Here is a 22,512-nt window from a genome sequence, read left to right as displayed (position 1 = left end):
GATTTGTGAGTAATCTTTCGCTTCACCGCCGTAAGTTTTTGCACAGATCGTTGCAATCGCAGCAGTTAAAGTAGTTTTACCATGGTCAACGTGACCGATTGTGCCCACGTTTACGTGTGGCTTATTACGTTCAAACTTAGCCTTAGCCATGTTTATATTCCTCGTTTACGTCGAACACACTTCTGAGAAAAGCTCAGCATCGACATATCGCCTAAAAAAGCAGACACCCAATACTTGAAAAGCAGACTAATAAGCCTGCTTTTTAAAATCTTTGTAGAATATCTACTAAGCTGTATCTGGAGCTCTTATCGAGATTTGAACTCGAGACCTCTCCCTTACCAAGGGAGTGCTCTACCACTGAGCTATAAGAGCAATCTTCTTCGATGGAGCGGGAGACGAGGGTCGAACTCGCGACATGTAGCTTGGAAGGCTACCGCTCTACCAACTGAGCTACTCCCGCTTAATGTTGGTACTTAACCACTTCAATCGAAGTTAATGGTGGTGAGAGAAGGATTCGAACCTTCGAAACTTTCGTAGCGGAGTTACAGTCCGCCCCCTTTGACCGCTCGGGAATCTCACCATTTCACACTTACTCAGTGTTCGTTCCTTACTTCACTACTACACACCTTTAAGATGGTGCCGGCACACGGATTCGAACTGTGGACCTACTGATTACAAGTCAGTTGCTCTACCAACTGAGCTATGCCGGCGCTTCTTAGTGTTTCGTACGTTTCGTATCGGAACGGTGTGCAGTTTAGCAAAACTTGAAATCCTTGCAAGTGTTTTTTTCAAAAAAACCGTCAAAAACTCATAAAATCAATCCATTTGACGATAATTCAACCGCTTTGATCACTGCGCGAGCTTTTATTTGGGTTTCATTCCACTCAGATTCAGGATTTGAGTCTGCAACAAGCCCTGCTCCAGCCTGAACAAAGACCTTATTTTCACGAATAACACAGGTTCGAATCGCGATTGACATGTCCATTTCACCGTGCCAGCCTAAATAACCCACAGCACCACCAAAAATTCCACGTTTTACTGGCTCTACTTCGTCAATAATTTCCATGGCACGAATTTTTGGTGCTCCAGAAAGTGTGCCCGCAGGGAAAGTTGCCTTAAAAACATCCAAAGCATCAACATCATCGCGTACTTCGCCTTGTACATTGGAGACAATATGCATGACATGCGAATAGCGTTCGATCACCATTCGATCAGTGACTTGTACTTTACCAATTTTTGATACGCGCCCAACATCATTACGCCCCAAATCAATCAGCATTAAGTGCTCTGCAATTTCTTTTTCATCGGAAAGTAAATCTTTTTCCAGTGCCAAATCTTCTTCTTTGGTTTTGCCACGTGGACGTGTGCCTGCTAGAGGACGCACCGTCGCTATGCCATTTTCCAAACGCGACAAAATTTCAGGTGATGAACCGACAATATGGAACGGTTTATGATCTTCCAAAGTTCGACCTTGCACCAAAAACAAATAAGGCGATGGATTAAGATGACGTAAGGCACGATAAACCTGCAACGGTTCACCATCAAAATCCGAGACCATGCGATGCCCTGGTACCACCTGCATCACATCCCCTGCACGAATGTATTCTTTCACCGTCTCAATCGATTCAAGAAACTTGTCTTTGCCCGTTAATGATTCAAAATGCGGTGCGGTGTGCTTCTTGGCTTGCAAACTCACAGGGGTTGCTAGCAACCTTTCTAATATATCGAGCTGAGTTTGCGCTTTAAAGTAAGCTTCTGGTTCATTCACATCGGCATGCACAATCAAAAACAGGGTGTCTTTGAGGTTATCAAACACGATTACAGTTTTAGACAGCATCATCCAGATATCTGGCAACCCAACTGGATCGGCTTCAGGTACATTCTTGAGGCGTGGTTCAATATAACGCACTGCGTCATAGCCGAAATAGCCAACCAAACCACCTGTAAAGTTTGGCAAAGCAGGTAAATCTGCTTGTGTAGGCACTTTAAACTGCGATAGAAAATCACGAATGTATTGGAAAGGATCGGCACAGGCTTGCTTTTCATGTGAACCATTGACATGTTTAATGGTGAGTTGACCCGCATTACAGGAAAATACGGTCGATTCACCCAAACCAATAATCGAATAGCGTGCCCAGTTTTCCCCCCCCTCAACCGACTCGAATAAATAGGCTTGCTGATGTCCCTTTAGACGGGCAAAAACAGATAATGGGGTTTCGGTATCAGCCAAACGCTGACGGTAAACAGGAATCAGGTTGTAGCCTTGTGTTTTTAATTGTTCGTATTGCACTTGAGTCGTCATAAGGTTCTCTTTAAATTTTCGATTAGGGTCAATTCAATTTTTCGTTACATCAGACTGAGCGACGCCATCGAAAAGCTTTACAACGACTCATGTGTCATTATTCCTTATCTACAAATTATGCTGTGATTAATTCTCTTAAATCATCCACCACTTGTTGTGGTTGGCAATCATGTATATCTTCTCCATGATTATAACCATAGCTTACGACAATACAATCAATACCCGCACGGCGTGCTGCTTCAACATCATTACTCGAATCCCCCACCATGAGGGTTTGTGATTTATCGACCTGATAAGCATCGACACAATGCAACAATTGGCGTGGATGCGGTTTACGTTCTTCAAAACGGTCCCCACCAATGACATCGGCAAAATATTTAGACATTCCGAGCGCTTCGACAATTTTACGTGCTGGCTGCTCCGGTTTATTGGTCACACAGATCATGGTCTTATTCTGCTGCACACCCCATTCTAGAAATTCAATAATGCCTTGAAAGGGCCGCGTATCAACACAAGGATCTGCATTATAAATTTGCAAAAATGTATCCAGTAACTGTTTATGCTGTGCAGGATCAACCTCACCCGTCAGATACTGCAAGGTACTGTGACAAAAAATTGAAGTTCCCTTACCGACCCAAACACGGACTTGTTGCTCCGTGACTAAGGGTAATTGCAGCACATTGAGACTCATATTCATGGCACGATATAAATCTGAAGCCGAATCTACTAATGTACCGTCTAAATCAAATAAAATTAATTCACGGCGGTCTAATTGCGCGATGCTCATATACGACCCCAATTATCCTGTTAAAAAATAAAGGCATGCTTTCGCATGCCTTTATTGTAGGGAATTCACAGATTATTTAAACATCACCCAGGCGATGATTGCCAAAATAACCAAAATAATCAGGGTCATTAAACCCAAAGAAGCATTCTTCTGCTCTGTGCGCTCTTCCTCCACACGAGAAACAGGCTGCTCGACAGGAATAGGCTCTGGATTTGGTGTGGCTTTAGACACATCCACACCCTCTGGAATAGGGGCTGGTTTTGGAATCGACACATTCTGCGGCATGCCATCACGACTCAGCTGAACATTGTTATCGCGCTCCGTCAAACTTGGCATCCCTTGCTCATTCATTTGCTGCGCTGCATTTTTCTCTTCTGTGGCTGGAATTTCAGCAGGTGCAACAGCCTCCGCAGGCTGTTGTATTTCAGGTGCTTCCGCTGCAACAACCTCTTCAGATGCAGCAGGCGCCAATACCGAAAACTTAAAGCTGGCAAATTGCACAATATCCCCATCCTGCAATTGGCTTTCTTGCTCAATTCTCAAGTCATTCACAAAAGTGCCATTGGATGAGTTTAAGTCTTGCACCCATAAGTTCTGTTCTTTCAACAGCAAAGCCGCATGCTTACGTGACACTTCTGCTGACTGTAACAGCACATCTGCTTCTTGATGACGCCCAACCAACATATCGCGATCAATGCTGATTTCCTGCCCCGTAAACTCACCGGTAATTGCCTGTATCTTCCAAGTCATCACACAATCTCTTTATGATTTTGCTTCATCATACCATGCAACTTAGACTTTTCAATTTTGCCCATCTCGCCTCATGAAGCTGGACGAACGCTAATGGTGGTTACGGTGTTCTTGGTTTTTTCCACAGCTGATTTGGCAACAGGAGTACTGGTTACAGGCGGCTCGATGGCAACTGGTGTTGTCACTACAGCAGCATTGGAGGGCTGTGCTCCTGATGGAATCGCTTGATAAGGACTGGTCCGTGGTGCACCAGGTTTCACAGGTAAGCGTTGTAAATAAACATCATCTACCTGTTCAGGCAACTTGGCAAAGCTCCCATCTTTATCCAGTGCCAACTGCAAGCTATAGAGCTGACTATAACGCTGCTGCGATAAGCGGCGTACATCATCCCCACTCCCCACAATCGTCGGATGGATAAACACCAACAGATTACGCTTCTGGTTTGATTTTGAATCAGATCTGAATAACCGCCCAACCCCTGGAATTGCACCCAATCCTGGCACCGATTGGCGGCTATAGATGGAATTATCCGAAATCAGACCACCCAGCACCACGGTTTGCCCATGCTCTGCCAATATCGAGGTTTTAATGGCACGCTTACTGGTGACCAGATCTGAGGCTTGACCTTTACTGTTTTTAACCCCAGAAACCTCTTGCTCAACCTCCAAACGGACTGTGCCATCTTCACCAATATGAGGAATGACTTTCAGGGTAACCCCGACATCCTTACGCTCGATGGTGGTATAGGGATTAACCGTCCCACCTGTTCCCGTACTGACCGAACCCGTCACAAATGGGACGTTCTCACCCACCACAATATAGGCTTCTTCATTATCCATGGTGACAATCGAAGGCGTGGACAGTAGATTCGATTTGGTATTTTCTTTGAGTGCCTGAATCAGTGCCCCATAAAGTTGACGGGAACCATTACTGCCTTCTTTATAGTCACCCAGCACTAATGAGCTTCCCGCACCCGTGAGCGCCTGCCCCAATCCTGAAGCCCCACCAGTCAAATAACCCGCTGCCAGACTGGCCAAACTGGAGCCGACGTTATCAAAACTGATTAAGCCGACACCGCTGCTGATATCTCCGAGAGCCCACTGCACCCCTAGCTGATCTGCATCGCTCCCTTCAACCTCAATAATGGCCGCTTCAATCAACACTTGTTGACGACGTACATCCAACTGCTGAATCGCCGACTCAATCTCGCGCATCAATTGCGGATCGGCTTTCACCACCAAGGCATTTTGTGAGCTATCGGCAATAATGCTAATGCCATTGGCATTAAAACTGGTGATGTTATTCTGATTAGCGCTTGAATTACTGCCACCCAAATTAATCGCTGGTGTGGAAATACCTGAAGATGAACTACTTGCTGAGGTGGTGTTATTCGCTCCCAGCGTGCTGCTGTTCGCGTTACTAGAGCTATTCGCACGACCATCTGATCCCGCAACTGCCTGCCCAGTCACCAAACCCTGAAGAATTTCCGCCAGATTTTTAGCACTGGCATATTTCAGGCGAAAAACCTTCAATCCGCCCAAACGATCTGCCGCGGGGACATCCAGCATTTCAATGAGTTGGCGCAAGCGCTTACGCGTGGTGGTATCCCCTTTAATCAGAATCCGATTAGTCCGATTATCCGCAATCACGCGAACCCGAGCCCCTCGCAAATCTTTAGCAGCACCCGTGGCGGTCATGGAGTCTAATAAACCAATCATCTCCTCAGCTTGGCTGGATTGCAGCGTAATTGCTTCGATATCATGCTGATCAGTTCCATCCAGATTACGAATGATGGTTTCCAATTGATAAATATTGCTGGCACGATCCGAAACAATCAGGGCATTGGTTCCCGCAACAGCAGACAAGTGTGCAAACTGTGGCATCAATGGGCGTAATGCCGGAATCAGGTCATTGGCATTGGTATTTTCCAGCCAAATTACCCGAGTCACAATTTGATCCCCGCTGGCTCGATTGCGCGCATCATAGGGAATCCCCGAACTCTTCACATTACTGTCAGGCACAATTTTAATGGTATTGCCGGATGGAATCGCAACCACGCCATTAACATTCAAGACCCCAAGGAACAGATCGTAAACTTCACTTTTATTTAACGGTTTATTTGAAATAACCGTGACATTGCCGCGCACACGAGGATCCACTGCAAAATTTTTACCTGTAATATCGGCTACTTCATTAATAAACGCCGTTAAATCTGCATCACGTAAGTTAATTTTCCATGTTTGCGCATAGACACTGGTGCTCATCATGGCAATTAAAGGTGCGCTTGCAAACAAAGCCCAAACTGGACGATTATTATGAAATAAAGCCATATACTTCTGTATTTCCTAACCCATACGGGCGATTTCTCATCATTTAAAAATTTTGTTGTATGGTCATCACCTGATCACCACGTTTTATTTCTATTTTCACTTGCCCAGCCTGTTTGGCTTGCTCAAGCAATTGTGCATCATTTTGCCCTTGCCCTACACGCTGTCCATTTAAGGACAAAATACGGTCTCCAGGCTGTAATCCTAAGGTATTACGCAATGCGGCAGGTGTCTTACTGCTCACTTCATACCCGTCACCTGTCGCTGCACCAACCCCCATGTCTGCGAGAAACTGGTCGCGGTTTTGTTGCATCTGCTGTACCGCCTGACCCAATGCATTTTGGGGGTTTTGAGATCCAGCTTGATTCGGCACCCCACTCGGATTCACGGGTGGCACTATCGGCTGATTCAGCCCATTGGCAATCCGGTTAAAAGTCAGTTCCTGAGTTTGCCCCGCAGCATCACGTAATACCACATGATCCCAGTCCACTTCGGCCAATTGATAATTGGTTCCATCCAGCATTTCCCCAACACGATAGCGGTCTGAAACCTCATTCACTTTAATAACTGCTGAGGAATACTGATTTGGATAAGACACCACCACACCCTGCAAAACCAAATTCGCCAAATTGACGCTGTTGGTTGCCGCATTTTCTTGGAATAAAGCAAAAGCTGTAATGTTTGGAACTTGTGGCTGTTGTGAACCTAACTCTACACGTTCCAGTTGCATTGGCATTGGCGGTGCAACCCACAACCAAAATATACTGGCCAATTTCCAGCTTAAACATACCAATAACACCGCCAATAGCCACGGTGCACCACGGTCAAGTTGAGTGAAATGAAACTGTTGCAGTTGATCCCTAAATGAGCGCATTACATCCCTCCTTTCAATAGAGGTTGGCGCGAACTGACCACATAGGTATCTAAACCTGCCTTGCCTTGATAGGAAGGGACATTCATCAACATGCGCTGGGTGATCTGCACATCCAGCATCAGATTTTTATCTAGTAACAAGTTCAGCATTTTCTGGTCGCGCTGATCGCGCACATCTACAGTCAAGACTTGATCACGATCACGCAATTGACCTTTTAATGAAGGAATATTCATTTGTTCCTGACGTTGGGCAAACGTATAGACCAACTCTCCACCGCCCCACTGCACAGTACCATCGACCTGCTGAAAGCCTTGTTCTTTCTGATATTTAAATTGAACATCCTGTAATTGAATCGGGTTACTAGGCCACTGCCAGTCTGCAATTCGCTTTAATGTTTCTGGTGCAATTTCACCTGTCAGCCCACTCACGCTCCAGCGTTGAGAAAAGCCATAAGCAACCACAGCTTGTAATTGCGTTCGACCACTATGTACATCGACCTCTGCACCTAAACGCAACAGCAATAAATCCAGTGGACGAATTTTCCAGTTTAGAGAGCCTTTTACACTACCTTGGTGCCAATCTGCTTGCCCTTGCCAAATATTGCCACTGACATTTTGCAACACCGTATTATTTTTATAAAATTTAGAAATTAACCATGCCGCAGGAATTTGCAGCACGACAAAAATTAAAAAGCTACTTAGGGTAAAGATCCACCATGTCAGGTGTTTATTTTTTTTCGTCATCCCACCACAACCAACATCACTATTTTTATTCCTTGAATCTGTATTTTATCTTTGTCACCCATTATGCACACTTTTTTCACATCGCCAATTCATCGTTATAAAAAAACCAAGCAGGTTTGCTTGGTTTGAATAATCTAACAAGATTGAATGACAATCTAATGAAGCTTAGATCAGAAAATCTTCAAGTTTTGCGCCTTTTTCTAATTCAGCCACTAACCAGCGCGGTTGTTTACCACGACCTGTCCAAGTTTCTGAAGCATCTGATTTATTGCGATAACGTGGTTCTACAGATTTACGAGTACTTTTCTTACGTTTAGTTGCGCCAAACTCTAAGATTTGTTCAATACTCAAACCTACTTTATCAGCAACATCCATAATCTGAGTATAAGCATCTTCAATCGCTTGATCTTTTTTAGAAACGATTAAAGCTTCCGCTTCAACTTGTAAACGTTTTAACTCTTCTACAGATAAATTACTAATGTCTGGCATCATATTAACTCCATTAAATACGATTTGATTTATTCACACTGGATTATCATATTTTTATTAAACCCAATATTCAACACTTATATTTAAATTCACAACAATATTCACACAGTTAAAATCGTTTTTTAGCTGTTTATATTAAAATAAAAATAAATAGCTTAAATAATATGACCGACCTGCTGCTCCATTGTGCGGATTTTTTCACGAATATGTTCAGGAATTGCGGTTTTTTGCATGCTTTTATTATCCACACAAACAATAACCGCCTCTGCGGTTGCAACAACAGCATTTTGTGCCGTGCTCCAAAGCAGATAACTCATACGCATGGCACTATTTCTTAATTCTTCTACACGCGTCGCGATTTTGAGTTGGTCCGGATAAAATACCGGACGCATATATTTGCACTGATTTGATGCAACAACCGTCAATACACTTTGTTCAAATATATTTAAAGCATCAAAATATTGAATACGAGCACTTTCAATATATCGATAATACATGACATTATTTACATGACCAAAAGCATCCATATCCCCCCATGCCACATTTTGTTCATGTACAACTGGATATTCATTTAATAAGGTCATTATATTTTCCCTAAATCTTAATTTTCACAAAATTCGCATTATTTTCAAAGATAAAATTTAACTGTTGAATCAAATCTTCACGATTTTTCAAAGTCGATTTAATCCTTAAATAATTCATCAGCACATTATCAGGATATAGCGTTAATAATGTATCTGCTTCTGTGAACCGACCAGTCGCATCAAGTACATGCCACTTGGCAAACGTCAGAACCGGTAAGGAAGGATATTTTAATTCCCAAGCATGAATATGCTGTTCAACCTCGTTATAATTGGGCACCTGTTTTAACAATTGCTGTTGAAACCATAAATGAAACACTTCCGCATTGAATTGCTGATCAAGCAAATGTAAGGCCAACTTCTCTTGTTGCACACTTAAATCGGGTAAGCGGGACAGTAATTTCAGCCACAAGGTTTTAATGCTATAACTTCGGGTTTCAATTTCTACCGATAAATCCAAATAGCGTTGTTGTAAATCTTGCAAATTTTCTGCACTGGCTTGATCAAACTGCACCAAAAGTTGCTCTAGCCAGGCCTGCTTCATGGCCTCATCCAAATGCCCGTAACGCATTGAACGCAAATACAACCACGGAAACTGCACTGCAAACAATCCCCAAAGCTCTGCCAGTCGATGCTCATACGCAGTTTGGACATCTTTCAGCCAAGGCGACAACTCATGTTGGGTTAAAAACTCTAAATGCGTTAGGGCTTGCTCACCATCTTGCTGTGCCAGAAAAACCTGAATACGTTGAATTTCTGCTAACTCAAAGGCCATGGCATGACTTCGTGTTAATACTGACAGTGCCTGTGCATATTGTTGTTGCATTAAATATAAGCGCGAGTCAATCACCCCTCGCAATAAGCCCGATTGAGTAAAGGCATTCTGAATAAATTGCTGCTGCTCGCGGTCCGCATCTAACAGCCAAATCACCGCAAGCTGTTCATACGGATGCAACGTTTTAAAATCAAAGACTTCTGTTTGCTTTCTCTGCACTCGGGTAAAATAGCGTTTCAACAGCAGCCATAGCAACTGAAACACAAAACCCAACACCGCCAAGAACACGAACATGAACCAGACATTACTTTGTAACTGCCAATCACGCCAAAAAATATAGACATAACCCGCGCCAAAGCCATAGCTCAGTACACTCATTACCGCAATAAAAATCAGACAGATAAACGCATATGCCCACAGGATCTGTTTCATATTAAGCCCCTAGCAATGCACGCGTATTTAAAATTGGCATTGGGACGACGCTTAGTCCCTTAATTTTTTCCACCTGCTTACGCAATTTTTGGGCTTGTGCATCAGGAAGCTGAGCCAAGATTTTCATAATCTCGGTCAGATCTTTCTGATATTCCAGATACTGTCCTTGATTCAATGCCTGTCGAGCCAGTAACAGCCTGAACTGCACTTCCTTTAAAATTACCGCACGCTGCATTAAGTCGGTCGCAGGAGCCGTCGCAGGTTCCACGACTAACCAACGCTGCCAAAATGAACGATCCTCAGCCTTAGCTGGCTTCAATTGCGCCTGTTGCCCTTCCTGTATTAAGGCCTGATCTAGTTGTTGCAACAGCTGGTTAATCTGCTGCTGTTGGTCATTACGGGCTTGAACAGCCTGTTGAATTAACTGCTGATCTTTGGCAATCACTTGATGCAAACTTTGTTTCAGTGCAGGTGCCAAAGCATATTCTTCAATCTTCAGATTCAACTGCGAGAGTTTTTCTAAAGCAAAATGATATTGTTGCTGTTGTAATGCAAAATCGACCAAGTCCAATTGCTGTCGGATCAGCACTATCGGGTCGATGGACAATAGATTAGCCGATGCTGTGCCCTCTGGCTGAGTTGAAGCCGCTGAAGATGCACTTGAACCCTGTGTCGGGTTTTGTCGTTGCAAGGCCACCAACTGGTCATTCAGGTTCGCACTATTGTTTTCCAATTGTTGTAAGGTTTGCTGCATTTCAGTTTGCGCCTGCTGAAACTGCAAGAGGTCATAACTCAATTTGGCAATCCATGCCACACAAAGCAAAATCAAAAAAATTAAAAACTTTTTCATGCGTCTCTCGGCATCGCCCTCAGGCATTGCATTATGGTCTCGGAGCGTAAATCGAATAATGGATAAAGATGAAATTTTAAATGCTGCGCTGACTGAGCATTTAACAGCAATTGATACAATCGATCACCCAAAACCATGAAATGCCCATGTTCAAGTAAAGTCGTGCGATCCTGAATCAAAGCCAACCAATTCAACCAACTGGCTTCACTGCTGATGAGCACACTATAGTGCTGTTGTTGCAATTGTACGACAAGCTGCTCAAAATTTTGAATGGTCTGCTTAGGGCACTGCCGCTGATACAACACAAAGTTTAAGACCTGTATACCCTGTTGCTGCAAGGCTTCCATCATAAACTGACGTCCACCTTGACCACGCCAAAATGCAACACAGGATGCTGAGGTCAAATTCCGTAATAAAGGAATTTGTAGCATCCCCTCAGACGTTTCCACTTCAGGAACTTCACTTGTAATACCATATTTGGCCAGAGCCTGCGCAGTTTGCTCACCTACAGCCACCCAGCGCACTGCTGCTAAATCTTGGAGGGATAAACCACTCTGCTGTAGACCAGCCATGCCAAATTCAACCGCAGCAGGACTCACCACCACAATACAATTCACACTTGGCAAAAGCCGATATAAGTCCTGTAAATCTGCCGTCCAAGGACAACCGTTCAGTTCCAATAAAGGCAATTCTGCGACTTGAATCCCAGCTTGTTGCAAATCCTGAGTCAGCGCGGTTGCGCGCTCCTCAGGTCGGGTATTAATAAATAGCATAGCTTAATGTAAAGCTCGTAAAAGCTCTCCAGCGCCTTGATCAAGCAAACGTTGCGCCAGTGTTTCACCCAGTTGTTCCGCATCCGTAACAGCACCTTGTAAGCTTGCAACCAAAAGTTGGCTGCCATCGACACTTCCCACTCGACCTTCAAGATGCAACACATCTGCTTGTAAGGTTGCATAACCCGCAATTGGAACCTGACACCCACCTTCAAGATAAGCATTAAAAGCGCGTTCAGCGCGAACACAAGCCGAGGTTTCGGCATGTAATAAAGGCTGAATTAAATCGAGCACCTGCTGATCATCTGTACGGCACTCAAGTCCTAAGGCGCCTTGCCCTACTGCAGGCAAACTCACCTGTGCAGGCAGGCCATGACGAATCCGCTCTTCCAGTCCTAAGCGTTTTAACCCAGCACTGGCAAGAATAATCGCGTCATACAAGCCTTGATCTAGCTTAGACAAACGCGTCCCCACGTTACCGCGTAAATCAATAATTTCCAAATCCGGGCGATGTTTTAAAATCTGACATTTACGGCGCAGACTGGACGTTCCAACTTTTGCACCCTGTGGCAAATCATGAAAATGGGCATAGTGGTTAGAAACAAAAGCATCAAACGGGTCTTCACGCTCACAAATGACCGCCAGACTCAAACCTTCCGGCAGGGCCATGGGTACATCTTTCATGGAATGTACCGCCAAGTCTGCTCGACCATCCAGCAAGGCCGCTTCCAGTTCTTTCACAAACAAACCTTTACCACCAATTTTTGCCAGTGGCGTATCTAAAATTTTGTCGCCTTGGGTCACAAATGTCACCAACTCCACCTTGAGGTCGGTATAGCGTCCCTCTAAACAAGAACGAATATATTCTGCCTGCCATAATGCAAGTGGGCTTTGGCGAGTCGCAATCTTCAAAGTTTTCATAAATTTTAGATACATTGAATGAAGTCAGTTATTCTAAACTTAACCTGCAAACTTTAAAATGCAAGTAGAATTACCAATTCCGCTCTGTAAATCACAGATTTAGGTTCAAAGCTTCTGAATTCGCTCACGCAAATTGGGTAAATGTCGTCGGCTCACCGACAAACGATCATCCAATTCACGGCAACGTACTTGATATTGTCCAGAATTAATCACTTCCAGACCATCGAGGTAATGTACCGAAACCAGCGCATTACGATGAATGCGAATAAATTGTTCGCCAAACTCCAGTTCTAAATCTTTTAAAGTTTCATCAATCAATACACTGCCATGTTTATGACGAACCGTGACATATTTTTGATCGGCTAAAAAATAATAAATATTTTCTATGGGCACCAACTCAACACCACGATAAGTTTTCGCAGCGATTTGGTGACGGTGTGATTTATCGTCCATATTTTCTTTTTGTTTTAGGTTACTCATTTGCGCTTGCGTGAGTTTAGTCAGTTGATCCAAAACCTGCTGCAATTCCTGTTGCATGATTGGTTTTAGCAAATAGCCTTCGGCATGAGATTTAAATGCATCTAGTGCATGCTGATCATAGGCAGTACAAAATACAATGGCTGGTGAAGGGTCTAACTGTCGCAAATATTGCGCACAGGTCAAACCATCCATTTCAGGCATTTGAATATCAAGCAACACCACATCGGGTTGATAAAATTGCACCATTTCAATTGCTTGCTGGCCATAAGCCGCTGTTGCAATCACATGATGCCCCATTTGTGTGACCAATCGCGATAAACGCTCTACTGCAAGAGGTTCATCATCACAAATCAGGATGTCCATTAGTCCTCCTTTGTTCAGTTAACGTGGTTTATTTTTATAAGTTAACTGCCACTGTTCTACTTATACGGATATTGCACCACAGTGGTATACATCCCATCCCCTGCAAAGGTTCGAAAGATGACCGCTCGCCCATAATATGCCATCAGGCGTTGTTTTACATTATCAATGGCAATACCGTGTCCTTGTCGTAAATTTATTTTATCCTGTGTGTACGGGTTTGTAATGACGATATTGACTTGATTTTGTGTAATTTCGACCAATACACTGACTGTACTGGTTGATAAATTTTTCTCAACCCCATGAAAAATACTATTTTCTAGCAAAGGTTGCAAAGTCAGCAACGGAATTTGTACCTGTGAAAATAATTCTGGATGCAGCAATTTCCAATCCAGTTTTAAGCGATTACCTAGGCGAATCTGCTCAATGGCCAAATAACGTTGGCAGAGTTCAATTTCATCTTGCAACTTGACCAGCTTTAATTCCTGAAAACTGGCACGAAATAACCGCGACAAGTCCAACAGCATCTGTTCGGCTTTGTCGGGGTCAATCGCAATTAAGCTAATCGCGCTGTTTAAACTATTAAACAGAAAATGAGGGTGAATACGCGCTTGCATGGCCTGAATACGAGCATTCAGTTCACTGTGCTGCTGACGCGTCCATTGTTCACGAATATATAAATAGCGAAAGCAAAAAGCCCCCAACAAACCGCCATAACTTAAATGCAGCAGCACACCTTCTAATGCCGTTGCTAAAGTTAAGCCAGTAAAAGTGAAATTTTTTCCAAAAAAGAGAAAGATATTCAACGTCATCGTGGTAACGAAAATGATGCTTTGCAATAGCACAAAACCGAAGATTAAAGTTGAGCTCAACCCCCAACGCCTCAATCGAGGTTGAAGACGTTCCTGAATGGCGCTAAAACACAGCAGTACCCAATTGATATACAGCATGAATAAAAGCACGTGTGTGGCACTCAATGCCTGCCACGAGCCTGCTTCTGCTAAGGCCAGCAAAATTGCCAAGAGATTGCCTGCAACACAGAGTTCCAGCAAATTTTGCCAACGCCCTGCACTACTAAAAAAATAAGAATAGGAGGATTGCACACGATTATCTGACAAAGATTGCGATGCTTTGGCTTCGGCAACTGCTTTTGAATTTGCTATACTCTGTTTGATTTGCCGTTTTTTTATTTTACTGAGCCGACATGACCACATCTTCTAATTCCTCTAATCCGTCACAAGCCCAGACTTCTGGCATGTGGGGCGGTCGTTTTACTGAAGCGACGGATGCTTTTGTAGCTGAATTTACCGCATCTGTTCAATTTGACCAACGCTTTTATAAACAAGATATTGCAGGTTCTATTGCCCACGCCACTATGTTAGCAAAAGTTGGGGTACTGACTGAATCTGAACGTGATGACATTATTCAAGGTTTAAGCACCATTCAGGCTGAAATTGAAGCGGGTAATTTTGAATGGCGCATTGATTTAGAAGATGTACACATGAATATTGAGTCACGTTTGACTCAGCGTATCGGCATCACCGGGAAAAAATTACACACCGGACGTAGCCGTAACGACCAAGTGGCAACCGATATTCGTCTGTATGTGCGTGATGAAATCGACGCCATCTTAGCATTATTGGCCAAACTGCAAAAAGGCATTCTGTCATTGGCAGCCCAAAATACCGATACCATTATGCCTGGCTTTACCCATCTACAAACGGCGCAACCCGTGACTTTCGGGCATCACTTGCTGGCTTGGTTTGAAATGCTGGTACGTGATTCAGAGCGTTTAATTGACTGCCGTAAACGTGTCAATCGCATGCCTTTAGGTTCTGCTGCACTTGCAGGCACAACCTATCCGATCGACCGTGCTTTTACCGCTGAGTTACTGGGTTTTGAAGCAGTGTCTGAAAACTCGCTGGATGCAGTATCAGATCGTGATTTCGGGATTGAATTTAATGCCGCGGCATCTTTAATCATGATGCATTTATCGCGTATGTCAGAAGAACTCATTTTGTGGACTTCGGCACAGTTTAAGTTTGTCAACATTCCAGACCGTTTCTGCACAGGCTCTTCAATTATGCCGCAGAAGAAAAACCCGGATGTACCAGAATTGGTGCGTGGTAAAACGGGGCGTGTTTATGGTGACTTGATGAGTCTATTAACGCTCATGAAAGGTCAGCCTTTGGCATACAACAAAGACAACCAAGAAGACAAAGAACCTTTGTTTGATGCGATTGATACCGTTCGCGGTTCCCTCATGGCTTTTGCTGACATGGTTCCTGCACTGGTACCAAATATTGAAATTATGCGTGAAGCCGCACTGCGTGGTTTCTCAACCGCAACTGACTTGGCGGATTATCTGGTGAAAAACGGGGTTGCCTTCCGTGATGCACACGAAATTGTCGGTAAAGCAGTCGCGCTAGGTGTACAAGAAGGCAAAGACTTATCAGAATTAACCCTGGAACAGCTTCAGCAGTTCTCTGACCTGATTCAAGCCGATGTCTTTGAAAAAGCTTTAACGCTTGAAGCATCCGTGAATGCACGTAATCACATTGGTGGTACGGCACCTGCGCAAGTTGAAGCAGCGATTGCACGTGCCCATCTTCGTTTAGAAAAGCTTTACGCTTAAGAGGTCTTGAGATGTCTCGACAAGTATTCTGCCGTAAATATCAAAAAGAAATGGAAGGTTTAGACTTTGCACCTTTTCCAGGTGCCAAAGGTGAAGAACTATTTAACCATATCTCCAAACAGGCGTGGCAAGAATGGTTAAAACACCAAACCACACTGATTAATGAAAAGCGTTTAAACGTGTTTGAACCTGAAGCGAAAAAGTTTTTGGAAGAACAACGCGAGAAATTTTTCAGCAATGACAGCAGCATTGAAACTGCCGAAGGCTGGAAACCTGAAGCTTAAGCTTGAGCGGGTTTCTACAGTAAAAAACCAGCATTAAGGTGCTGGTTTTTTTATGGCTATAAAATTGAATTTTAGAGTCTAAAAGGTGCATGCATCAAGCTTTGGGGTGGCCTTCTTGATTTCAAGTGAGAATATATAAAAAGCTACATATTCATAAATAAGGCTACATTTGCACACAATATCCTACATGAGTCATGCGCATCCTCTCACTATAATGGCAATTAAGGAGATGGAGACATCTCTGAATACTAGAAAAATATCCCCCAATTTATTTTCTTCCCAGATTTCCCCCAAAGTCTGGGATTTTTTTTAACTTGTACTTCGGCCCTAACACGCTTCGAATGGCATGAATGCCCATAAAAAAAAAGCTCACCCCTTAAAGGATGAGCTTTTCGAAGAAGATATACTGCTTTAAGTCTGCAACCTAAAGCCGCAAAAATTAACGTTCTTGAACTTTTTCTTCAATTTCAGCGACACTGGTATGACGTACATCCAGCCCTTTCACCATATAAATGACTTGCTCAGAAATATTACGAGCATGATCACCAATACGCTCCAGTGAACGTAACACCCACATGACATTAATCACACGCGAAATATGACGTGGATCTTCAATCATATAGGTCATGAGCGTGCGCGTAGCCGACTGATATTCACGGTCAATATCGGCATCTGCCAGCATTACACGTAGCGCCTGATCGACATCTAAACGGGCGAATGCATCCAAAGCATCATGAATCATCACTCGTACCTGATTGCCAATATGACGGGTTTCCATATAACCGCGCGGCGAGCCCCCTTCTTCACATAAACTTTGAGCAATGCGGGCTATTTTCGCAGCTTCATCACCAATACGTTCTAAATCGGTATTGGCTTTACTCATGGCAATCACCATACGTAAATCAATCGCTGCAGGATGGCGGCGCGCTAAAATTAAAGTTAAAGCTTCATCAATTTCACGTTCATAGCGATTCACGGTGTTATCTTGATATTGCACATCAATCGCGAGATTGGCATCCGTATCTAAAAGTGCGTGGATTGCATTTGCCACTTGTTGTTCGACTAAACCACCCATGGTCATAAATTTAGTATTTACAGCCTGCAAATCTTCGTTAAATTGCGAAGAGATGTGATGATTTAAAACAGGATTACTTGGACTCAAAGTGCATACTCCACAACAGCAGCGGTTAAAGGCAAACGCTTTCGCTTGATATTAAAGCATACTGATTATGAACATTTGATGACAATCAGGATCTGGATAAAATTTGTTATCTCTATTTTTCGACCAGCCAAACATTCATTTGTGCCAAAGTCTGCTCATTTAATTGCCCAACCACCGCCTTTAATCTCAGCACATTCAAAATGTAATCATATTTTGCATTCAGATATTCCTGTTTGGTGGAGAATGCATTGCGCTGCGCCAACAGTACATCAACCATGGTTTTCAGCCCCTCTTGATACTGTGCTTGCGAAGCCTCAGACACCACTTGAGAAGATTGCATGGCGGCCTGACGTGCTTCAATTTTGGCTTGATCGGTTTCCACCTGATAATAGGCTTTTTTCACCTCTGTCTGGGTCTTGCGGATGACTGCCTCTAATTGTGCTTGCGACTTACGCACATTAACCGCAGCTTTTTCAATGGAACGCTGGGTTCTACCACCAGTAAAAGCATTCCAGCTCAGCTCAATCCCCACCTGATCAAACTGCCCCTCATTGGAAAGCACATTCGAAGGTTGCTGTTGGGTATAACCATAAGTACCGACAGCTTCGAGTTGCGGATACAGTGCCGCTTTCTCAACGCGTTTCTGGTCTTCGGCATACTGCTGCTGTAACCGTGCTTGTTGTATTTCTAAATTATGTGTGCGTGCTAAAGCTTCCCAAGCTGACAGCTCAGCAGGATTCGGCTTCTGATAAGCAAAGTCATCATCTATTACCGCCAAATTTTCGCGATAAGTTCCAATCAACTGTTGTAACTGCTCTTGCGCCAACAACAATTGCACCTGTGTCGCAATACGATTGGCACGGGCATTTTGATACTGTGCCTGCGCTTCACTCACCTCACTTCGAGCCACCAAACCTTCTTTTAGCTTGGCATTCATCATCTTCAATTGTTGCAGTAAAGCCTGTTCTTCTTGCAGGTAGGCTTGAGTCAAACTTTGCTGACGCAACACATCAAAATAACTTTCCGCCACGGTTAAAATGTGCTGTTGCTGCTGAAGCTTTAACGTCACTGCACTCAAACTGACCGAGGTTTCCACCTGTTTAAAGCCTTGCCATGCATCCCAATGGAATAGCGGCTGTCGTGCAGTCAACGCCAATTGATGGGTCGTACTTGAAGAGGGAATCAATAAGGCTGAAGAGCTGTTCTTGGATTGCTCTTGTGTTTTACGCAAACTAGTGCCGGAAATACTGATGGTCGGCAATAAATTGCCTTTGGCAATGCCGAGATTCAATTGATCTGCTTCGTACTGCAATTGGTTGGCTTGCCAAGTTGGATCGGTTTGTTGAGCCCTTGCATAGGCTTCGACCAAATCGACTGCCTGAGCATGCAGCCCACAGCCCCATAACGCCAGCCCCAACAACCAGTGTTTCTTCATTTTTATCCCTAAGTGAATTATTGCAGCCTGCTTGGACAGCACGGCACCCAAACAAGTCCTGATAAATTAACGTGATCAATTTTATTTTGCACGGCTTTTCAAGCCTAGATACAGGATTAAAAAGCTACGACTTGGTAACCAAAATCCCTCAGAAGAGTACAAATCCCAAGCCACAATTGCGTTTAGAATAAAACATCTCCTGCTACTCCTCTTTAGGTCGACATTCTAACGGTTGTGAAATTCAAGTTTATGCCTTCTATAAAACCCTGCTTAGTCTTGCTATGCGGCCTGTTATTTGTGGGCTGTCAACAACCTGAATCTCAGGCGGTTCAGGAACAACCTCCCAAACAACAGCAGCAAGATATCGCCGTCGACTTGACCGAAATGTGTAAAGACCTGAAAAAGAATATGGCTGAAATCAACAATCAGCGCACCACTTTTGCCCTAGAAGAAATTAATCAGGATCTCAAAGTTTGCCTTCCCCTGCTAAAATTGCATGAACAGCAAGAGTTACTCAAACTCTCAACCCTGATGTACGACAACTTCTTGCAAGTCGAACGTAGCCCGCAACAGCAACTGGCGTTCGAGCAATATGCCTTTGATATGGCACAGCATCCAACCATTCAGCAAAGCCATTTTGAGCAATTTGCCTTACGTGACCAGTATCTGATTAAACATCAAGGTCAGGCTTATATCGAGCTGATTGATCAAGGTGAAGGTTTACTGAATTATCGCCGTAGCCCTCAGTATCTGGCGATTGTGTTTGCACCTTACATGCCTGAAGCAGAGAAAGTATTTATCACTGAACTGGCACAGCAAAACATGCAGCCTCCTTTTCAGGATGGCGCCTTAACCATTGAGCCACAAGAGATGGTTGCCCGCGCCTTATTCTGGGAAAACTATCTACAGCAATACCCAAACAGCAGTTATCGTCGTGATGCGAATTACTTATTGCAGATGTATACCCATTTTTTATTTAAGGGTATGAATAACTCGCTGGTGTCAGAAAGTTATAGCGATCCAAGCGCAATTCGCAGTAGTCATCTGTTTGAAATTGAAAAGTTGGCGAAATTGCAGCACTCACATTTAGCTTGGCAAGCACGACGCTTTTTGGCATTTCTCGAACTCTCTGAGCAACAGCGTAAAACCGACATTCCCGTCCAGTTGAATGCTCAGCAAAAACAGATGGGTCAAAGCAATTTACTCACGTTAAAACAGCTGGATCAATTTTTGGCTCTGCCTGAACTCAATACCCGTTCCCCTCGCGACTGTTTCCGCGATGCAATTTGTCTTCCCCCTGCGCCATAAACTGCTGTCTTTTTATCCGTTTCAGCCCACCCAATTCAAACCGTCAAAACATTTTTGCATTCGCGATTGTCATGAAATATACATGGGCATTTACTAGATTGCATGCTACCATTTGACCTAGCTTGACGGAGCGCGAGTAATACCTCGCTGAGATTGTGCAGTTTAAAACATGAGCACAAGTACCGTTGAACCTGATCAGGTTAACACCTGCGTAGGAATCAAGCGCTCTCTAAAACTCTCGCCCTAAGTCTATCTGGTGTAATCATTACTCTCATTCACCCAGATAAACTGCCAAGTTTTGGTCGTGCTTGATTCGTTGATGTCATTCATAAGGATCATGCTATGAACCAATTAACGAATCTTTCCCCTGCTGAAGTTTCAGCTCAACATGAGCAAGATGCAAAAGATTTAACTCGAATTTTACCCGCGTCAAATAAAGTCTATATTCAAGGTTCACGCCCTGATATTCGTGTCCCTTTTCGTGAAATCAGCCTAACCGACACCCCAACCGGTTTAGGGGGCGAAAAAAATCTGCCGTTACGGGTCTATGATACTTCTGGCGTCTATACTGACCCGAATGTAACGATTGACCTCAACCAAGGGCTGCCTTGGGTCCGTCAAAACTGGATCGAAGAACGTCAAGATACCGAAATTTTAGCAGGCTTAACCTCTAAGTTCGGACAAGAACGCCTCAAAGACATTCGCACCGCGGACATTCGTTTTGCTCACATTCAAAACCCACGTCGTGCCAAAGCAGGCAAAAATGTCACGCAAATGCATTATGCCAAGCAAGGCATTATCACCCCGGAAATGGAATATATTGCGATTCGCGAGAATCAGCGCCAACGTGAAGGCGTCGATATGCGTCAGCATGCTGGACAAAATTTCGGGGCACAGAATTTACGTGAAATCACCCCAGAATTTGTACGTCAAGAAATCGCAGCAGGTCGTGCCATCATTCCCGCCAACATTAACCACCCTGAAATTGAACCGATGATTATTGGGCGCAATTTCTTGGTCAAAATCAATGCCAACATTGGTAACTCTGCATTGGGTTCGAGCATTGATGAAGAAGTGGCAAAAATGACTTGGGCAACCCGTTGGGGGGCAGATACCATTATGGATCTCTCTACGGGCAAAAATATTCATGAAACTCGTGAATGGATTATCCGCAATTCTCCAGTACCAATTGGTACCGTACCGATCTACCAAGCGCTGGAAAAAGTCGATGGTGTGGCTGAAGACCTCACTTGGGAAATCTTTAAAGACACCCTGATTGAACAAGCCGAACAAGGCGTCGATTACTTCACCATTCATGCAGGCGTGTTATTGCGCTATGTCCCAATGACCGCCAACCGTTTAACCGGCATCGTGTCACGTGGTGGTTCGATCATGGCACAGTGGTGTTTGGCACATCATCAGGAAAACTTCTTGTATACGCATTTCGATGAAATCTGCGAGATTATGAAAGCCTATGATGTATCCTTCAGTTTGGGTGATGGCTTGCGTCCAGGTTGTGTACAAGATGCCAACGATGAAGCTCAATTTAGCGAACTGAAAACGCTGGGTGAACTCACGCACCGCGCATGGGAACATGATGTACAGGTAATGATTGAAGGTCCGGGTCATGTGCCTATGCACATGATTAAAGAAAATATGGATCTACAATTAGAAGTCTGTAAAGAAGCGCCATTCTACACCTTAGGCCCACTGACGACGGATATCGCGCCGGGTTATGACCATATTACCTCTGCCATTGGTGCAGCCATGATTGGCTGGTATGGCACCGCCATGCTGTGTTATGTAACGCCAAAGGAACATCTGGGCTTACCAAACAAGAAAGATGTTAAAGATGGCATTATCACCTATAAAATTGCAGCACATGCCGCAGATTTGGCGAAAGGCCACCCGGGTGCACAGGCGCGTGATAATGCGCTGTCTAAAGCCCGATTTGAATTCCGCTGGGAAGATCAATTTAACTTGGCTCTAGACCCAGACACGGCGCGTAGCATGCATGATGAAACCATGCCGAAAGAAGCGCATAAATCGGCTCACTTCTGTTCCATGTGCGGACCAAAATTCTGTTCGATGAAAATCACCCAGAATGTGCGAGATTATACGCAAAATCAAAAAAATGCGTCCGTTTCAGAAGCTATCGATTCAGAAGTAGAATCTGGTCTAGAAGCGATGAAAAATGCCTATCACGAACATGGTCAAAAATTATACCACAAGGTGTAATTGGCT

Annotated in this window: 21 protein-coding genes, 4 tRNA genes and 1 riboswitch; of the genes, 4 read left to right on the top strand and 21 right to left on the bottom strand. The window is 44.0% G+C overall.

Annotated elements, in window-relative coordinates; all coding sequences use genetic code 11:
• From ACX17N_RS15095 to ACX17N_RS15005, 19 genes are all read right to left on the bottom strand, one after another.
• The coding region (locus ACX17N_RS15095) for a GTP-binding protein (protein ID WP_227614499.1) at window positions 1-150 on the bottom strand (150 nt) is incomplete at its 3' end.
• A 147-nt stretch (window positions 151-297) separates the two neighbouring features.
• Window positions 298-372 (bottom strand) — tRNA-Thr (locus tag ACX17N_RS15090).
• Window positions 373-384: 12 nt separating this feature from the next.
• Window positions 385-460: transfer RNA gene (locus tag ACX17N_RS15085), tRNA-Gly, on the bottom strand.
• A 36-nt stretch (window positions 461-496) separates the two neighbouring features.
• Window positions 497-580, bottom strand: a tRNA-Tyr gene (locus ACX17N_RS15080).
• Window positions 581-634: 54 nt separating this feature from the next.
• Window positions 635-710: transfer RNA gene (locus ACX17N_RS15075), tRNA-Thr, on the bottom strand.
• Window positions 711-808: 98 nt separating this feature from the next.
• Window positions 809-2,302 (bottom strand): anthranilate synthase component I, encoded by a 1,494-nt coding sequence (trpE, locus tag ACX17N_RS15070; RefSeq protein WP_458893382.1) that lies wholly within the window; start codon window positions 2,300-2,302, stop codon window positions 809-811.
• A gap of 115 nt (window positions 2,303-2,417) precedes the next feature.
• Window positions 2,418-3,089, bottom strand: a complete 672-nt coding sequence (locus ACX17N_RS15065) for a phosphoglycolate phosphatase (RefSeq protein ID WP_458893381.1) — start codon at window positions 3,087-3,089, stop codon at window positions 2,418-2,420.
• Between the two features lie 72 nt (window positions 3,090-3,161).
• Entirely contained in the window at window positions 3,162-3,839 is a 678-nt protein-coding gene (locus tag ACX17N_RS15060; RefSeq protein ID WP_458893380.1) for an FHA domain-containing protein, read from the bottom strand.
• Between the two features lie 71 nt (window positions 3,840-3,910).
• Complete coding sequence (gene gspD, locus ACX17N_RS15055; RefSeq protein ID WP_458893379.1) at window positions 3,911-6,169, bottom strand: type II secretion system secretin GspD; 2,259 nt, start codon at window positions 6,167-6,169, stop codon at window positions 3,911-3,913.
• A gap of 43 nt (window positions 6,170-6,212) precedes the next feature.
• The gene (locus ACX17N_RS15050) at window positions 6,213-7,040 is read right to left on the bottom strand and encodes a type II secretion system protein N (protein WP_458893378.1); all 828 of its coding nucleotides are present in this window, start codon (window positions 7,038-7,040) and stop codon (window positions 6,213-6,215) included.
• Window positions 7,040-7,783, bottom strand: a complete 744-nt coding sequence (gene gspN, locus ACX17N_RS15045; protein ID WP_458893377.1) for a type II secretion system protein N — start codon at window positions 7,781-7,783, stop codon at window positions 7,040-7,042. Before gspN ends, ACX17N_RS15050 begins: the two co-directional genes overlap by 1 nt.
• A gap of 165 nt (window positions 7,784-7,948) precedes the next feature.
• A complete protein-coding gene (locus tag ACX17N_RS15040; protein ID WP_100242553.1) occupies window positions 7,949-8,275 on the bottom strand; it encodes an H-NS histone family protein in 327 nt (108 codons plus the stop codon).
• A gap of 152 nt (window positions 8,276-8,427) precedes the next feature.
• A complete protein-coding gene (locus ACX17N_RS15035) occupies window positions 8,428-8,856 on the bottom strand; it encodes an acyl-CoA thioesterase (protein ID WP_458893376.1) in 429 nt (142 codons plus the stop codon).
• 10 nt (window positions 8,857-8,866) lie between these two features.
• Entirely contained in the window at window positions 8,867-10,060 is a 1,194-nt protein-coding gene (locus tag ACX17N_RS15030) for a heme biosynthesis protein HemY (protein ID WP_458893375.1), read from the bottom strand.
• 1 nt (window position 10,061) lies between these two features.
• Complete coding sequence (locus ACX17N_RS15025) at window positions 10,062-10,910, bottom strand: hypothetical protein (protein WP_458893373.1); 849 nt, start codon at window positions 10,908-10,910, stop codon at window positions 10,062-10,064.
• Window positions 10,907-11,683, bottom strand: coding sequence for a uroporphyrinogen-III synthase (locus tag ACX17N_RS15020; RefSeq protein ID WP_458893372.1), 777 nt, complete (start codon window positions 11,681-11,683; stop codon window positions 10,907-10,909). The genes ACX17N_RS15025 and ACX17N_RS15020 overlap by 4 nt, the downstream gene beginning before the upstream one ends.
• A 3-nt stretch (window positions 11,684-11,686) precedes the next feature.
• Window positions 11,687-12,604, bottom strand: coding sequence for a hydroxymethylbilane synthase (hemC, locus tag ACX17N_RS15015; protein ID WP_458893371.1), 918 nt, complete (start codon window positions 12,602-12,604; stop codon window positions 11,687-11,689).
• Window positions 12,605-12,709: 105 nt separating this feature from the next.
• Entirely contained in the window at window positions 12,710-13,447 is a 738-nt protein-coding gene (locus tag ACX17N_RS15010) for a LytR/AlgR family response regulator transcription factor (RefSeq protein ID WP_458893370.1), read from the bottom strand.
• A gap of 56 nt (window positions 13,448-13,503) precedes the next feature.
• Window positions 13,504-14,658 carry a sensor histidine kinase gene (locus ACX17N_RS15005; RefSeq protein WP_458893369.1) on the bottom strand — a complete coding sequence of 385 codons (1,155 nt, stop codon included), beginning with the start codon at window positions 14,656-14,658 and terminating at the stop codon, window positions 13,504-13,506.
• On the opposite strand from ACX17N_RS15005, the gene argH reads away from it, so the two are divergent.
• Window positions 14,649-16,079 (top strand): argininosuccinate lyase, encoded by a 1,431-nt coding sequence (argH, locus tag ACX17N_RS15000; RefSeq protein WP_458893368.1) that lies wholly within the window; start codon window positions 14,649-14,651, stop codon window positions 16,077-16,079. The two genes, ACX17N_RS15005 and argH, sit on opposite strands and share 10 nt — an antisense overlap.
• A gap of 11 nt (window positions 16,080-16,090) precedes the next feature.
• Complete coding sequence (locus ACX17N_RS14995) at window positions 16,091-16,363, top strand: oxidative damage protection protein (protein WP_458893367.1); 273 nt, start codon at window positions 16,091-16,093, stop codon at window positions 16,361-16,363.
• Between the two features lie 439 nt (window positions 16,364-16,802).
• Here the strand turns inward: ACX17N_RS14995 and phoU are convergent, their stop codons facing one another.
• Complete coding sequence (gene phoU, locus ACX17N_RS14990) at window positions 16,803-17,525, bottom strand: phosphate signaling complex protein PhoU (protein ID WP_016168465.1); 723 nt, start codon at window positions 17,523-17,525, stop codon at window positions 16,803-16,805.
• Window positions 17,526-17,637: 112 nt separating this feature from the next.
• Window positions 17,638-18,960 (bottom strand): multidrug efflux outer membrane protein AbuO, encoded by a 1,323-nt coding sequence (gene abuO / locus ACX17N_RS14985; RefSeq protein ID WP_458893366.1) that lies wholly within the window; start codon window positions 18,958-18,960, stop codon window positions 17,638-17,640.
• A 249-nt stretch (window positions 18,961-19,209) separates the two neighbouring features.
• Here abuO and ACX17N_RS14980 point away from each other — a divergent pair, with 249 nt between their 5' ends.
• Together ACX17N_RS14980 and thiC are read left to right on the top strand one after the other, a co-directional pair.
• Window positions 19,210-20,268: a hypothetical protein gene (locus ACX17N_RS14980; protein ID WP_458893365.1), complete on the top strand. Its 1,059-nt coding sequence runs from the start codon at window positions 19,210-19,212 to the stop codon at window positions 20,266-20,268.
• Window positions 20,269-20,384: 116 nt separating this feature from the next.
• Window positions 20,385-20,503, top strand: a riboswitch (TPP riboswitch).
• Window positions 20,504-20,610: 107 nt separating this feature from the next.
• Entirely contained in the window at window positions 20,611-22,506 is a 1,896-nt protein-coding gene (gene thiC, locus ACX17N_RS14975) for a phosphomethylpyrimidine synthase ThiC (protein WP_458893363.1), read from the top strand.
• Window positions 22,507-22,512: the final 6 nt, after the last annotated feature.

Source organism: Acinetobacter sp. GXMZU3951, assembly GCF_054457875.1.
This window is presented reverse-complemented; position numbering and strand designations above follow the sequence as displayed.

Excerpts from the sequence above, each read along its gene's own strand:
- argH (WP_458893368.1), top strand. The coding sequence starts at position 14,649 with ATGACCACATCTTCTAATTCCTCTAATCCGTCACAAGCCCAGACTTCT.
- abuO (WP_458893366.1), bottom strand. The coding sequence starts at position 18,960 with ATGAAGAAACACTGGTTGTTGGGGCTGGCGTTATGGGGCTGTGGGCTG.
- ACX17N_RS15010 (WP_458893370.1), bottom strand. The coding sequence starts at position 13,447 with ATGGACATCCTGATTTGTGATGATGAACCTCTTGCAGTAGAGCGTTTA.
- ACX17N_RS15030 (WP_458893375.1), bottom strand. The coding sequence starts at position 10,060 with ATGAAACAGATCCTGTGGGCATATGCGTTTATCTGTCTGATTTTTATT.
- gspD (WP_458893379.1), bottom strand. The coding sequence starts at position 6,169 with ATGGCTTTATTTCATAATAATCGTCCAGTTTGGGCTTTGTTTGCAAGC.
- trpE (WP_458893382.1), bottom strand. The coding sequence starts at position 2,302 with ATGACGACTCAAGTGCAATACGAACAATTAAAAACACAAGGCTACAAC.
- ACX17N_RS15020 (WP_458893372.1), bottom strand. The coding sequence starts at position 11,683 with ATGCTATTTATTAATACCCGACCTGAGGAGCGCGCAACCGCGCTGACT.
- ACX17N_RS15040 (WP_100242553.1), bottom strand. The coding sequence starts at position 8,275 with ATGATGCCAGACATTAGTAATTTATCTGTAGAAGAGTTAAAACGTTTA.
- ACX17N_RS15005 (WP_458893369.1), bottom strand. The coding sequence starts at position 14,658 with ATGTGGTCATGTCGGCTCAGTAAAATAAAAAAACGGCAAATCAAACAG.
- ACX17N_RS15065 (WP_458893381.1), bottom strand. The coding sequence starts at position 3,089 with ATGAGCATCGCGCAATTAGACCGCCGTGAATTAATTTTATTTGATTTA.
- ACX17N_RS15025 (WP_458893373.1), bottom strand. The coding sequence starts at position 10,910 with ATGAAAAAGTTTTTAATTTTTTTGATTTTGCTTTGTGTGGCATGGATT.
- ACX17N_RS15060 (WP_458893380.1), bottom strand. The coding sequence starts at position 3,839 with ATGACTTGGAAGATACAGGCAATTACCGGTGAGTTTACGGGGCAGGAA.
- ACX17N_RS14995 (WP_458893367.1), top strand. The coding sequence starts at position 16,091 with ATGTCTCGACAAGTATTCTGCCGTAAATATCAAAAAGAAATGGAAGGT.
- ACX17N_RS14980 (WP_458893365.1), top strand. The coding sequence starts at position 19,210 with ATGCCTTCTATAAAACCCTGCTTAGTCTTGCTATGCGGCCTGTTATTT.
- gspN (WP_458893377.1), bottom strand. The coding sequence starts at position 7,783 with ATGACGAAAAAAAATAAACACCTGACATGGTGGATCTTTACCCTAAGT.
- hemC (WP_458893371.1), bottom strand. The coding sequence starts at position 12,604 with ATGAAAACTTTGAAGATTGCGACTCGCCAAAGCCCACTTGCATTATGG.
- thiC (WP_458893363.1), top strand. The coding sequence starts at position 20,611 with ATGAACCAATTAACGAATCTTTCCCCTGCTGAAGTTTCAGCTCAACAT.
- ACX17N_RS15035 (WP_458893376.1), bottom strand. The coding sequence starts at position 8,856 with ATGACCTTATTAAATGAATATCCAGTTGTACATGAACAAAATGTGGCA.
- ACX17N_RS15050 (WP_458893378.1), bottom strand. The coding sequence starts at position 7,040 with ATGCGCTCATTTAGGGATCAACTGCAACAGTTTCATTTCACTCAACTT.